This is a genomic window from Sphingobium aquiterrae, assembly GCF_037154135.1.
Classification (GTDB): Bacteria; Pseudomonadota; Alphaproteobacteria; order Sphingomonadales; family Sphingomonadaceae; genus Sphingobium; species Sphingobium aquiterrae.
This window is the reverse complement of record NZ_JBANFL010000028.1, coordinates 18,623-31,166: the sequence shown is the minus strand read 5'-3', so window position 1 is coordinate 31,166 and position 12,544 is coordinate 18,623. Positions and strand designations below refer to the sequence as shown.

Annotated in this window: 12 protein-coding genes; 1 reads left to right on the top strand and 11 read right to left on the bottom strand. The window is 66.4% G+C overall.

The features are described from left to right. Nucleotides 1–33 precede the first annotated feature (33 nt). The 9 genes from WFP78_RS21260 to WFP78_RS21220 form a co-directional block, all read right to left on the bottom strand. Entirely contained in the window at nucleotides 34–1,014 is a 981-nt protein-coding gene (locus WFP78_RS21260) for an ABC transporter substrate-binding protein (RefSeq protein ID WP_336966445.1), read from the bottom strand. Continuing rightward, the gene (locus tag WFP78_RS21255) at nucleotides 989–3,574 is read right to left on the bottom strand and encodes a TonB-dependent receptor plug domain-containing protein (protein ID WP_336966444.1); all 2,586 of its coding nucleotides are present in this window, start codon (nucleotides 3,572–3,574) and stop codon (nucleotides 989–991) included. The genes WFP78_RS21260 and WFP78_RS21255 overlap by 26 nt, the downstream gene beginning before the upstream one ends. Nucleotides 3,575–3,702: 128 nt before the next feature. Next, nucleotides 3,703–4,662 carry an ABC transporter substrate-binding protein gene (locus WFP78_RS21250; RefSeq protein WP_336966443.1) on the bottom strand — a complete coding sequence of 320 codons (960 nt, stop codon included), beginning with the start codon at nucleotides 4,660–4,662 and terminating at the stop codon, nucleotides 3,703–3,705. A 1-nt stretch (nucleotide 4,663) separates the two neighbouring features. Next, nucleotides 4,664–5,752: an LLM class flavin-dependent oxidoreductase gene (locus WFP78_RS21245; RefSeq protein WP_336966442.1), complete on the bottom strand. Its 1,089-nt coding sequence runs from the start codon at nucleotides 5,750–5,752 to the stop codon at nucleotides 4,664–4,666. Between the two features lie 17 nt (nucleotides 5,753–5,769). Then, the gene (locus WFP78_RS21240) at nucleotides 5,770–7,032 is read right to left on the bottom strand and encodes a rhodanese-like domain-containing protein (RefSeq protein ID WP_336966441.1); all 1,263 of its coding nucleotides are present in this window, start codon (nucleotides 7,030–7,032) and stop codon (nucleotides 5,770–5,772) included. Continuing rightward, nucleotides 7,029–7,661, bottom strand: coding sequence for a cysteine dioxygenase family protein (locus WFP78_RS21235; RefSeq protein WP_336966440.1), 633 nt, complete (start codon nucleotides 7,659–7,661; stop codon nucleotides 7,029–7,031). The genes WFP78_RS21240 and WFP78_RS21235 overlap by 4 nt, the downstream gene beginning before the upstream one ends. Then, nucleotides 7,658–8,458, bottom strand: coding sequence for an ABC transporter ATP-binding protein (locus WFP78_RS21230; protein ID WP_336966439.1), 801 nt, complete (start codon nucleotides 8,456–8,458; stop codon nucleotides 7,658–7,660). Before WFP78_RS21230 ends, WFP78_RS21235 begins: the two co-directional genes overlap by 4 nt. Before the next feature lie 2 nt (nucleotides 8,459–8,460). Beyond that, the gene (locus WFP78_RS21225; protein ID WP_336966438.1) at nucleotides 8,461–9,279 is read right to left on the bottom strand and encodes an ABC transporter permease; all 819 of its coding nucleotides are present in this window, start codon (nucleotides 9,277–9,279) and stop codon (nucleotides 8,461–8,463) included. Beyond that, complete coding sequence (locus WFP78_RS21220; RefSeq protein ID WP_336966437.1) at nucleotides 9,276–9,473, bottom strand: hypothetical protein; 198 nt, start codon at nucleotides 9,471–9,473, stop codon at nucleotides 9,276–9,278. The genes WFP78_RS21225 and WFP78_RS21220 overlap by 4 nt, the downstream gene beginning before the upstream one ends. Before the next feature lie 108 nt (nucleotides 9,474–9,581). On the opposite strand from WFP78_RS21220, the gene WFP78_RS21215 reads away from it, so the two are divergent. Beyond that, nucleotides 9,582–10,418, top strand: coding sequence for a LysR substrate-binding domain-containing protein (locus tag WFP78_RS21215; protein WP_336966436.1), 837 nt, complete (start codon nucleotides 9,582–9,584; stop codon nucleotides 10,416–10,418). On the opposite strand, the gene WFP78_RS21210 is transcribed toward WFP78_RS21215, so the two are convergent. Both WFP78_RS21210 and WFP78_RS21205 read right to left on the bottom strand, forming a co-directional pair. Beyond that, entirely contained in the window at nucleotides 10,415–11,359 is a 945-nt protein-coding gene (locus WFP78_RS21210) for an NAD(P)-dependent oxidoreductase (protein WP_336966435.1), read from the bottom strand. The genes WFP78_RS21215 and WFP78_RS21210 overlap by 4 nt on opposite strands. Before the next feature lie 3 nt (nucleotides 11,360–11,362). After that, nucleotides 11,363–12,544, bottom strand: a complete 1,182-nt coding sequence (locus WFP78_RS21205) for an acyl-CoA dehydrogenase family protein (RefSeq protein WP_336966434.1) — start codon at nucleotides 12,542–12,544, stop codon at nucleotides 11,363–11,365.

Below are 12,544 nucleotides of genomic sequence, written 5' to 3'. Positions count from 1 at the left end.
AATGAGGATTTCTCAATCCGGTGCCGGCAGCGCTCATGCCGGGAAGACGCCCGCGTCCACGATGGAGGCGACATCGACATGCGCGGGCAGCTCGCCATCGGCATAGAAGCGGTCGACGATCCGTTGCAACGGGCGCACCACCGCCGCATCGGGCGGCACGAGCAACGCATTCTGCCGCGCCACCACCAGCGCCGCCAGCTTCGGATCGACCTTCGTCTGCTCGGCGAAGATGCGGGTATAGGCGGCGGGATTGGCCTGCGACCACATGCTGGCCCGTTTCAACCGCCCCAGCGCGTCGCGCAGCGCATCGCGCTTGGCCGGATCGTCCAGCGCGGCCTGCGATGCCGCGATCAGGGTGAGGCCGGTGTTGATCCCCTCCCCGTCACGCAGCACGCGCGCGCCGCGCTGTTCGGCGGCGATCTGGTAGATGCCGAACGTCGCCCACGCCTCTATCCGTCCCGCGGCAAAGGCGGCGGCGGCATCATTGGGCAGCATGAACCCGATATCGACCTTGCGCCGGTCGAGCTTCGCTTCCTTGAGGGCTTCCAGCAACAGATAATGGGAAATGCTGCCCCGCGCGCTGGAGACGATGACGCGATGACCGGCCAGCGCGCCGACCGACCGGATCGGCGAGCCCGGTGGCACGATGATGCCGATGTCCCGGGCGGACGACAGCGCGCCGGCGACGATCTTCAGCGGCACCCCGGCCGATGCCGCCAGCACGACCGGCAGGTCGCCGGCCGGCGCGGTATCGACAGCCCCGGCGTTCAGCGCCTCCAGCAGCGGCGCGGCACCCACGAAATTGGCCCATTCGATGTCATAGGGCAGGTTGCCGAGCACCCCCGCGGCGGCCGCCTTGGACTGGAACAGATGCACCTGATCCCCCAGGACCAGCTTCGTCCGCCCCCCTTTCCCGGCCCCGCCGCATGCGGAAAGGCCCAGTGTGGAAAAGCCCAGTGCCGTAACGCCGGCCAGGAAGGCCCGGCGATCAGAGAGAAAACGCGATGCGTCCATAATAATATCCGCCTGCCGGGTTGAAGGGCGACGGGCCATAATAGCCCTGCCCTGTCTGGGGATTGCCCGGTCCGTTGGTTTCGGGCCTGACGTCGAAGAGATTTGTAGCGCCGACCGAAAGGGTCGCGAAATGCGTGACCCTGGCGCTGATGCTCGCGTCGGTGATGATCTTGGCACCGAAATAGCGGTCGTCGCCCGCCGCGGTGCGCTGGGTATATTTCCCGTAGCGGGTGGCCGTGACGCTGAGGCCGAAGATGCCCCTGCTCCAGTTCAGCGTGCCCACCAGCTTGCTATGGGGCTGCAGCACCTCCAGTTCGCCGATCTTGTCGCCACCGAAGAAGACCGAACCGGCGCCAAGCAGGGAATTCCCGTTCGCATCGAAAAGTTGCGCGGGCGTATCGATGACGTCCGTGACCTTCGTCTTCGAATAGTTGAAGGCCAGCGTCGCCCCCAGCTTGCCAAGATCGCCAAGGCCGGTGGAATAATCGGCGACCAGATCGAACCCCTTGGTCGTCGTGTCGGCCGCGTTGATGAAATATTCCGCCTGTTCGATGTCCGAAAGGCCATTGGCGGCGAGGATCGCGGAAATGCCGGTGCCGAACAGGCGGCCGGTCCGCTCGATGCGGTTCTTGATCCGGATATAATAGCCATCGAAGGTGATCGACAGCGAAGGCGCCGGCGTGAAGACAAGGCCCAGGCCCGCATTCCACGTCTTTTCCGCCTTCAGCGGCCGTGCGCCCAGCAACTGGCCCACCGTCGAGTCCGCCGTCACCAGCTTGGCGACGGTCGGGCGCAATTCGGTCTGGCCGGTTTCGGGATTGAAGAAGGACGATGTGCGCCCGTCCGTCTGGGCATAGCCGATCTGTGTCAGCGAGGGGGCGCGGAAGCCGGTGCCCACCGTGCCGCGAATGGCGACGACGGGGCTGAACTCATAGCGGCTGTTGAGCTTGAGCCCGACCGGGCTGCCGGAACCGTCGCTATAATGTTCGGCGCGGATCGCGGCGCCGATATACCAGGCATCGACCGGATAGATGCCAAGGTCGATATAGCCGGCATAGACCTTCCGGCTGATGTCGGCCTCGTCCTCCGGCGAAAGGACGATGGCCCCCTGGACCACGGGCGAGGCGATGCGGCCCACATTCCAGTCATATTGCTGGTCGCCCGGCTGGAAGGTGTAGGTCGCCGGTTCATAGGCCAAAGGATCGCCGGCAAAGGTGCGGAAGCGGTCAAGCCGATATTCGCCACCGACGGAAACCTGCAGCGGCCGCGCAAGGCCGATGTCGAACTCCCGGGTCAGGTCGGCATTATGCGTCCATTGCCGGAATTCGAAATTGGCAAGATTGGGCCAGTAGGTCGGGCTGTCCGGCCCCAGGGACGGGCGAATGGACAGCTTGGAATATTGATGGCTGTAGTTGCGGCCAAAGGACGAGCTGATGTCATAGTCCCAGCCCCACAGCGCGCCCTTCAGGCCGCCGACGATCTGGAAATCATTCTCTTCGATATTGTTGAGCGGATAATAGCCGTCCGGGAAAAGCGCCGTGAAATTGGCCGTGCTGTTCGGCCGGCGGAAATTATTGCCGATCTGGCCATCGCGCTCGCCATAGGTGCCGAAGGAATAGAGGGTGACATTCTCCGTCACCGGCAGCTGGGCATTATAGGCAAGGTTGAAGGCCTTGATCTGCGGGTCGCCATTATGCGCGCCGTCGCGGTTCCATTGCGCATTGCGGGCATCGGCGGCGGCGCTGTTGGCCAGAACCTGATCGCGGGTCAGGCCGCTGGTCGCGACGACCTGATCGATGGTCCGGCCAGCGGGCAGGCCGTAGAGATTGGTGTCGGTCGCCAGCAGGTTCCACCAGGCGCCGCCGCGCTTGCGGATGTCGCCGCTCAAGGTCAGGAAACCGCCATCGCCGATCCGGGTGCCATAGCGCAGCGTGCCCTTCCAGCTGTCCGGCCTGCCATTGGCGTCGTAGAGCGTGCCATAGGTGAAATCGCCGCTCAGCCCCTCCTTCTCCGCAAGCTGGATGTTGATGACGCCGGCGATCGCATCCGTGCCATATTGGGCGGCGGCGGAATCCTTGAGCACTTCGATCCGGTCGATCGCGCTGGTCGGGATGAGATCGATGTCGACCGGGTTCGACCCCGAGGTGTCGGCCGTGCTGTTGTTGAGGAAGGCGCCGTTATGCCGGCGCTTTCCGTTCACCAGCACCAGCGTATAAGCCGGCGCCAGACCGCGATTGGTGACGGGGCGGCCGATGGAGAACACACCCGCATGGGTGGCGCCGAAATTGAGCGAGGGCAGCAGCTTCGACAGCGCCTCGCCGAATTCGGCCGAGCCGGTCGCCTGCAATTTTTCAGCGCTCACCACATCGATCGGTGCCGGGCTCTGCGCAACGGTGCGGGGCGCGCCGCGCACGCCGGTCACGATGACCGTGCCGGTGTCAGCGGCATTGTCCACGACGGCATCCGCCGGCGTGGCAATGGTCTGGGCAGCAAGAGGAGCGCCGCCCAGAAGCAGGCCGATGGTCGCCGAAGATGCCAGATACAGATAAGAATATTTCATTATTATCATTTCCCCAATCATTATGGGGACCGTCTATGTATCTACAGATCGCATGAATAATGACTTTGCCATCCGATCTATGATTTAAACTGAATTTTAGATCATCTATCATCGTGCAAAGATATTGTTTACCGGCTCTTGCCGAAGCTCGCGTCAAAAGCCTGGGTTACGTCCCGATCGCCTTCGATCAGGCCGGCATTGCGAAAACGCACAGTGATGTCCTGCTCATGGGCGATCACCTTGGCGTCGATCGGCTGCGAAATGCGATTGTTGCGGTCGAAGCTGGCGCGGGCGATGTCGAGCGGGAGGCCGGTTTCCTTGGCCAGCACCTGCGCAAACGCATCGGGATGCGCCCGTGCCCAGGCGACGGCTTTCGCCTCCCGCTGCAGGAAATCCGCCAGCAGGGCGCGCTTGGGCGCAATGGCATCGGCATGGGCGATATCGATATAGAGCGGCAGGCCATAATCCCTGGCATCGGCCACGGCGCGCGCGCCTTCCTTGATCGCGACATTGGTATAGGGCGTCCAGGTCGCCCATGCGTCGATCGCCCCGCTGTCGAACGCCGCCTTGGCGTCGCCCGGCGGCAGGAAGGTGACGTGGATCTTATCCGCCGGGATCTTCGCGCGTTCGAGGGCCTGGAGCAGCAGGTGATGGCCGATCGACCCGCGCGTGGTGGCGATCGACTTGCCGACCAGATCCTGCGCCGACCGGATGGGCGAGTCGCTCTTCACCAGCACGGCCAGCGCTTCGGCGGCCTGTTTCACAGGCGCCTGCACCGCGATCGCCTTGACCGGGCTGCCACTCTGATAGGCGAAGATGAAGGGCGCGTCGGCGGCAAGGCCAAGGTCGGCCGCACCGCTGCCGACAGCTTCGAGCAGCGGCTGGGCGGACGGGAATTCCGACCATTCGACCGTATAGGGCGCGCCGTCCAGCGCGCCCGACGCGATCATCATGGACTTGACCTGCCCCTTCTGGTTGGCGACGCGCAGGACATTCTCGTCCCCCCTGGCAAAGCGCGTGGCGGCGAGCGCGAGGCCCGCCACCACGACAACCGCCACGCCGATGACGGCGACTTTCACTTTCGCCATGTCAGCCTGCGAGCGCCAGCCCGGCCTGTTCGCGCTCGGCCACCTTGCGGCGGACGACCGGGAGCAGTTCGCGCCCATAGAGGATGCTGTCGCCCAGCGGATCGAAGCCCCGGATCAGGAAATGATCGATGCCGATGTCGTAATAATCCAGCATCGCGTCGGCGACCTGCTCCGGCGTGCCGACCAGGCCCGTGCTGTTGCCCGCCGCGCCCGTCAGTGCGGCGACGCCTGTCCACAGGCGCGTGTCGCGCCGGTTGCTGCTGGCGGTATCCAGCAGCCGCAGCGATCCGGCATTGGGCGGGCGGTGGCCCGCGATCGGCAAGCCGGCGGCGACGCGGTTCTCGCGCACCTGTTCCTCGATCTCCGCCGCGCGCTTCCACGCGGCTTCCTCGGTATCGGCGATCACCGGACGCAGCGAGAGCGAGAAGCCCGGATCGCGGCCATGGCGGGCGGCCGAGCGGCGCACCTGGCGCACCGTGTCGGCAACCGCCTCCAGCGTCTCGCCCCAGAGCGCGTAGACATCGGCATGGCGCCCGGCGACCTCGATCGCTTCTTCCGACGAGCCGCCGAAGAACACCGGCAGGTTGTCCGGCTTGATCGCGCTGAACGCCTGTTTCACGTCGTAGAAGCGGCCCTGATGGTCGAAGGGCTGCGCCTCGGTCCATTCCTGCCGCAGGATGGTGAGATATTCGTCCGTCCGGGCATAGCGCTCCGCCTTCACGGTCTTCGTATCGCCATCCCGCGCCATTTCCTCGTCCGCGCCGCCGGTGATGATGTGGACCGCGACACGGCCTCTCGAAAGCTGGTCCAGCGTCGCCAGCTGGCGTGCCGCCACCGTGGGCTGGGTAAAGCCCGGCCGGTGCGCGACGAGGAACCCCAGCGTCGTGGTGATCGCCGTCGCATATGCCGCGACGATCTGGCTTTCCGGGCTGTTGGAACCGAAGGGGATGAGCACGCGGTCGAAACCGCCCGCTTCCTGCGCCCTGGCCGCCGCCTCGACATAATCCCGGTCGAGCACGCGGCTGCGCACCGCCGCGTCCGTTTCCGACCCGTTGTTGAAACCGATATAGCCGATGAACTTCACACTCATGGGAACCTCCAGAAAAATCAGATGACGAAGAAGCCGTGCGTGCCGTCGCGCGCGAGCTGGTCGACAAGGCCATATTCCCAGTCGAGATAGGCCTGCATCTTCGCGGCCTGGTTGTCGGTGCCCTCATAGGGCCGCTTGTAGCGCCCTTCGCGGGTACGCGGGGCCGGCGCGCCGTCCGGGCCGGTCTCCAGCGTGACGGCCGACCAGTCGGCGTCGAGGACATAGACCTCCCAACCCAGCTGGGCGAGCCAGGAGGCGGTCATGTCCGCGCGCGGGCCGATGTCGTCGGCAACGACGATCCGGGCCCCGCGCACCGGCGCATTATGGTCGGTTTCCTGGACGAGCTGGCCGCCCTGCGCGTTACGGAAGCCCGGCAGATGGCCGCGTTCATAATCGCCCGGCTGACGCACGTCGTAGAGATAGAGGGTGCGGCGCGCGTCCGCCTTCAGGTGATCGAGGTCAGCCCAGCCGATCCACTTGACGCCGGCACGATAGGCGACGTCGCGGGCATGGGCGCGCGCGTCCTCCACGCCTTCGCGATCCACCTCCGGCGCGACACGCAACTGGCCGGTCTCCAGCTCCTGTCCGGCCAGCGTCCAGCCGATCGTACCGTTGCGCAGCGCGTAGATCCTGTTGGGCAGCCCCGCATTGACCAGCGACTGGGTGCCGATGATCGATCGGGTGCGGCCGGCGCAGTTGACGATGATGGTCGTGTCGGGATCGGGCGCGATGGCCCGCGCGCGCAACACCAGCTCCGCACCGGGGACGCTGGTGCCGGTCGGGATGCTCATCGTGTTATATTCGTCGTAGCGGCGCGCATCGAGGATGGCGATATCGGCCTTTTCGCGGATCAGCGCCTGCACCTCCTCGGCCGCCAGCGAGGGCGTGTGGCGGCGATGCTCGACCAGCTCGCCAAAGGCCTTGGAGTAGCTGTTGACGTCCTCGAACAGCTCGTAGCCCGCCTCGCGCCAACCACCAAGGCCGCCCTCCAGCTCGCGGACATCGGTATAGCCCAGCCCCTGGAGGCGGACGGCCGCCTTATGCGCCAGTCCCTCGCCATCGTCATAGACGACGATCGGGGTATCGCGCCGCGGGATGCGCCAGCGCGCCTCATCGTCGATGCGCCGGAGCGGGATCTGCGCGGCGAAGAGCGGATGGCCCTGCGCGAAATCATGTTCCTCGCGCACATCGATGAGGGCGATCTCATCACGGGCGAGGAGCGCCGTGCGGATGTCCGCGGGCGTGGCGGTCTGCGTGCGGTCGAGCGTGTCTGTCGTCATTTGGATCGGTCCCAGAGGTTGGGGATGACGCTGTTGGCGTATCCGGAAATGAAGGTCTTGGGCGTCCCGTCGGGCGCATAGGTCGCGCGTTCGACCGCCCCGATATTGGCGCCATAGACATGGATGGAGACGGACGGCGCATCATCGCGGCCATTGGCGACGCGGTGGATGTCGCCGATGCGCGGGGAGACGGCATCGACCTCGCCCTCGCGCAGGAAGCCGGTGCCTGCCGTGACGAGGGCGCCGCCGCCGATGCGCCGGAAGCGCTCCACCTTCTCGACGCCGCGCAACACGCCGACAAGGCCCCAGACACCATGGTCGTGGATCGGGGTCGACTGACCCGGCCCCCAGACGAAGCTGACGACGCTGAAGCGTTCGCGGCTGTCGCAATGGAGCAGATATTGCTGGTAGCGGTCGGGATGCGGGCGGGCGAAGGCTTCGGGCAGCCAGTCGTCCGTAGCGATCAGGCCGGCGAGCAGCGCGCGGCCGCTTTCCAGGATCGTCTTTTCATCGCGGGTTGCCGCAAGCAGATCGGCAAGGGCGGTGACGAAGCCGCGCAGGCGGCCAATATCGATATCAACATCGACACCGGCGTCCGCCGGCCGGTCGATGGCGGCAGCCGCATTCATTCCGCTGCCTCGGCAACGGGGGCAAAGGGCACGACGCCCTCGCCATGATGATCGCCGCCAAGAGAGGACAGCAATTGCTCGCGCAGGCGACCGGCGAAGCTGGCACGCTCGCCGCGCGGCGCCCCGATCCGCTCTTCCGCGACGATCCGCCCCTTGTCGAGCACCAGCACCCGGTCGGCCAGCGCAATCGCTTCCTCGACATCATGAGTAACGATCAGCACCGCCGGGCGATGCTTGCGCCAGAGCGAAAGCACCAGATCATGCATGCGATAGCGGGTGAGCGCGTCGAGCGCGGCAAAGGGCTCGTCCAGCAGCAGCAATTGCGGCTCGCGGACCAGCGCGCGGGCCAGCGCCACCCGCTGCGCCTCGCCGCCCGACAGGGTCAGCGGCCAAGCGTCCAGCCGATGGCCAAGCCCCACTTCCTTGAGCGCGCCTTCGCTGCGTTCGCGGATATCGGTGCCCTTGAGGCCAAGGGCGACATTCTTCCACACCGGCTTCCACGGTAGCAGCCGCGCATCCTGGAAGACGACGGCGCGCGAATCCGGCACCTCCACATCCTGGCCGCGCACCTCGTCCAGCCCCGCCAGCGTGCGCAGCAAGGTGGTCTTGCCCGATCCCGACCGGCCGAGCAGCGCGATGAACTCGCCCGGCGCGATGTCGAGGTTCAGCCCATCGATGATCGTGTTGGCGCCGAAGCGGCGAACGAAGTCGCGCAGGCGGACCACCGGCGAAGAATGCTCGCGGTCCTGATAACCGGCGGTCCCGTCCACCGTGGCAAAGCCGAGACGTGCGTCCATGATCATTGCTCCACTATGCTGGGGCGCCAGATGAGGGCGCGGGTTTCGATCGTGCGGACCAGCCAGTCGGCGCCAAGGCCGAGAATGGCGTAGACCATGAGGCAGACGACGATGATGTCGGTGCGCATGAAGTCGCGGGCGTTGTTGATGAGATAGCCCAGCCCCGCCGAGGCATTGATCTGTTCGGCGACGACCAGCACCAGGATCGACACGGAGAGCGCATAGCGCAGGCCGACGAGCAGCTGGGGCAGCGCCGAAGGCAGGATGACATGCCACACCTGATCCCAACGGCTGAGGCCGAAGCTCTTGGCCGCATCCAGCAGGCGCGGGTCGACGCTGCGGATGCCGCTGTAGAGATTGAGATAGACCGGGAAAATCGTGCCGAAGGCGATCAGCGCGACCTTGGGCGTTTCCCCGATGCCGAACCAGACGATGAAGAGCGGGGTCAGGGCGAGCGCGGGGATCGTCCGCTTGATCTGCATGAGGGGGTCGACCGCCAGTTCGCCGGTGCGCGACAGGCCGGAGACGAGGCCCAGCCCGATGCCCAGCCCCACGCCGATCAGCAGGCCGACGGCGACGCGCACGAAGGATACCAGCAGGTTGGACGGCAGTTCGCCGGAAATCACCATGCCCAGCAGCGTGCCGAGCACGGCCGACGGCGCCGCGAGCGTGCGTTCCGGTATCAGGCCCAGGCGCGACCCCAGTTCCCACAGCAGCAGCAGCAGGATCGGCGAGACCCAGCGCCCGCCCAGCCGGGCCAGCAAGACCCTTCGCTCCGGTGGCGCGCTGGCCATGGGCCTACCGATCGTCAAAGCCGTCATTCTTTCTCGCCCTTGCTGCCATGGCTGTGTGGATGGCGAGAAACCCAACATGAATTCTCTACTTGTTCAATTGAGTTGTTGCCGGCCAATCTATTGCCATTCGTCATAGGTCGCATTTCATCGCCGAAGATGCCCGTTTCGGCCCGGATTTCCGGGCTCCAGCCGCATGGAGACGAACGGCGATAGCTTTTCATGCCCCCTCTAAATCTCTACTATTTTGATTGATATATAAGGAAGTGCAATATGGCACCGCTTCCGTTCCCGACCACGGATCGGCCTCTTCCCCAGATCATGAGGTTCCCGTGCCGGTCAATCTTCCCACCAACCTGCTGCGCAGCTTCGTCGCCATCGTCGATACCGGATCGATGCTGAATGCGTCCGAGCAGGTCTTCGTCACCCAGTCCGCGCTCAGCCTCCAGATCAAGCGACTGGAGGAACTGGTGCAGCAATCGCTGTTCCTGCGCGAAGGGCGGCGGCTGAACCTGACGGCGGCGGGCGAGGTGCTGCTGGATTATGCGCGGCGGGTGCTGAACCTGCATGACGAGGCCGTCGCGGCCGTCAGCGCCGGGCGTTTCGCCGGGCCTGCGCGGATCGGCATGGTGCAGGATTTCGCCGACACGCTGCTCAGCGGCCTGCTTTCCCGCTTCGCCGAGCTGCACCCCGATGCGCAGATCTATGCGCGCGTCGCGGGGACGGCGGAGCTGCAGGCACTGCTCGACCGGCGGGATCTGGATATCCTGCTGGGCTTCGCCGCGCCCAATGATCCCCACGCCGTCACCGTCGCCCCCATGAGCTGGTATGGCGATGCGGCGCTTGTCGACCGGGAAGTCATTCCGCTGGCGGTGCTGGAAGAACCCTGCCGCTTCCGCGAGGCGGCGATCCGCGGCCTGGAGGATGCCGGCCTGCAATGGCGGATCACCGTCGAAACCCCCAATCTGGCAACACTCAAGGCGGCCGTGGGCGCGGGGCTGGGCATCACCTGCCGCACCCACCTGTTCCTTGGCGAGGGGACGGCGCTGGCGCATGAACGCCTGCCTGCCCTGCCGCGCGTGGCGGCGATCCTGCGGGCAGGCGAGAAGCTCGACCGGGCCGCGCAGCGGCTGGCCGAACTGGCGCGGGAAACGGTCGAGGTACTCTAATAGCCGCGCGTGGGATCGACGATATCGCTGGGCGGCTCGCCGCGCACGAAGCGGGACAGGTCGTCCTGGACCTTTTCGAGGAGGCGGCGGCGGACCAGCGTGTAGTTGCTGGAGATATGGGGCGTCAGCCGGACCCTAGGATGGGTATAGAGCGGATGCCCTTCCGGCAGCGGCTCCGGGTCCGTCACGTCGAGGGTCGCGAAGCCGAGATGTCCGGCATCGAGCGCGCGGATGAGCGCCGACTGGTCGACCACCGATCCCCGCGCCACGTTGATGAGATGCGCGCCGGGCTTTGCCCTGGCCAGCAGCGCATCGTCCACCAGATGCCGGGTGGCGGCCGTCGCCGGGACGGCGAGGACAATGTGATCGGCTTCCGCGATCACCTGCTTCACGCTGGCGAACAACTGGACGCCGGGGATGCCGGTCTGCGCGCCCGAACGGCGTACACCGATGACCTGGGCGCCCAGCGCCACGCCGCGCCGGGCCACCGCCGCGCCGATCGCGCCAAGGCCGATGATCCCGATGGTCGTGCCCGAGACGCGGCCCAGCGGCGCCTGGACCCATTGCGCGCGTGACCGGGCCGTCACCGCTTCGATATTCTTGGCATAGGCATAGATGGCGGCAACGACATAGTCCGCGATCTCTTCCGATGCGACGCCCCGCCCGCAGGTGACAAGCGGCGCATCGAGCAGCCAGTCGGGATAGAAATCGATCCCCGCCGACGCGCTGTAGACCCATTTCAAGCGCCCCGGCCATATGTCCGGTCGCGGCGCCACGGACTGGCGCCACGCGGCCGATGGCCGGACCAGCAGGATGTCGGCTTCCCCCGCCGCGCGCCATGGCTCGTCCTCCGCGACGTCGATGATGACGGGGTTGGACGGATGCCCCGCGAGGCTGCGGTTGAAGTCGGCTTCAAGCTGGCTGGCGATAATCAGGGGCATGGCTTAATTTCCCAGCGCCGCGCGACCGGCCGCGACCAATATCGTGTCGGTCTGGGGCGAGTGGATGCGGCTGCACAGCACGTCGCGATAATGGCGTTCCAGCGGATTCCTGCGGCTGATGCCGGGATTGCCGGTGAGTTCCAGGCCGATTTCGACGGCGCGAATGGCGTTGGCGGTCGCCACATATTTGACGATGTTGACCTCTGCGCCGCCGGGTGGATCGCCGGCGTCCGCACGCGCGGCAGCACTTTCGATCAGCGTGCGGTTGACCTGCAGCAGCGCCTCGATCTCGCCGAACTTCTCCTGCACGCGCGGCAGGGTGGCGAGCGACGCCCCCAGATTGCTGGGCACGCGATCGTTCAGATAGCCGCGCAGCCAGTCCCACGCCGCGCGGGCGACGCCATTATAGATGGTCGAGATCGAGAGCGCGTTCCAGATCGCCTGGCTGGGGTCCGCCGCAGCGGTCGACCATTCCTCCGGCCGACGGATGTCGACGGCATGGTCGAGCGGCACCGGCGTATCGGTGAAATGCACGGCATGGCTGACCGTCGCGCGCATGCCCAGATGATCCCAGGCCGGTTCGATAGCGATGCCGGGGCTATCCGCCCGCACGAGAAAATTGCCGACGCGCGGCTGCTCCTCGTCCGTCTTCGCCCAGACGGAAAACCAGTCGAGGCCGGTGGAGCCGGTGGAATAGATTTTCGTGCCGCTGATCGCCCAGCCCTCGTCGGTGCGCCGCGCTACCGTCGCGGGCAGGCCGCCGCGGACCGGCGTGCCCAGCTCCGGCTCGACCCGCAGGCCGCCGATCAGGCCCCTGCCCGCCACGGCATCGCGCGCCAGCTGCTCGTAGACGGCGGCCGGCCAGTTGCGCGCCCGCGCCGGCGTGGCGTGATAATGATAGGTCATGAACAGAATGAGCGCGGTCGAAGGCTCGCCCTTTGCCACGGCGCCCAGCACCCGCAACGCCTCCGACAGCGATGCCCCGCGCCCGCCCAGATCGCGCGGCACGGTGAGGCCGATCAGCCCCTCCCGGGCGAGCAGGTCGAAATTGGCGCGGGGGAATTCGGCGCTACGGTCATAATGCTCGGCGCTCGCCGCAAGCTGGCGCGTGATGCGATCGAGCAGGTCGCCCGGCACCGGGCCGCTTGCAGGGGGCTGGGGGACGGAAATCGGTTGGGTGGCCAT

Excerpts from the sequence above, each read along its gene's own strand:
- WFP78_RS21250 (WP_336966443.1), bottom strand. The coding sequence starts at position 4,662 with ATGGCGAAAGTGAAAGTCGCCGTCATCGGCGTGGCGGTTGTCGTGGTG.
- WFP78_RS21260 (WP_336966445.1), bottom strand. The coding sequence starts at position 1,014 with ATGGACGCATCGCGTTTTCTCTCTGATCGCCGGGCCTTCCTGGCCGGC.
- WFP78_RS21240 (WP_336966441.1), bottom strand. The coding sequence starts at position 7,032 with ATGACGACAGACACGCTCGACCGCACGCAGACCGCCACGCCCGCGGAC.
- WFP78_RS21255 (WP_336966444.1), bottom strand. The coding sequence starts at position 3,574 with ATGAAATATTCTTATCTGTATCTGGCATCTTCGGCGACCATCGGCCTG.
- WFP78_RS21230 (WP_336966439.1), bottom strand. The coding sequence starts at position 8,458 with ATGGACGCACGTCTCGGCTTTGCCACGGTGGACGGGACCGCCGGTTAT.
- WFP78_RS21235 (WP_336966440.1), bottom strand. The coding sequence starts at position 7,661 with ATGAATGCGGCTGCCGCCATCGACCGGCCGGCGGACGCCGGTGTCGAT.
- WFP78_RS21205 (WP_336966434.1), bottom strand. The coding sequence starts at position 12,544 with ATGGCCACCCAACCGATTTCCGTCCCCCAGCCCCCTGCAAGCGGCCCG.
- WFP78_RS21225 (WP_336966438.1), bottom strand. The coding sequence starts at position 9,279 with ATGACGGCTTTGACGATCGGTAGGCCCATGGCCAGCGCGCCACCGGAG.
- WFP78_RS21220 (WP_336966437.1), bottom strand. The coding sequence starts at position 9,473 with ATGAAAAGCTATCGCCGTTCGTCTCCATGCGGCTGGAGCCCGGAAATC.
- WFP78_RS21210 (WP_336966435.1), bottom strand. The coding sequence starts at position 11,359 with ATGCCCCTGATTATCGCCAGCCAGCTTGAAGCCGACTTCAACCGCAGC.
- WFP78_RS21245 (WP_336966442.1), bottom strand. The coding sequence starts at position 5,752 with ATGAGTGTGAAGTTCATCGGCTATATCGGTTTCAACAACGGGTCGGAA.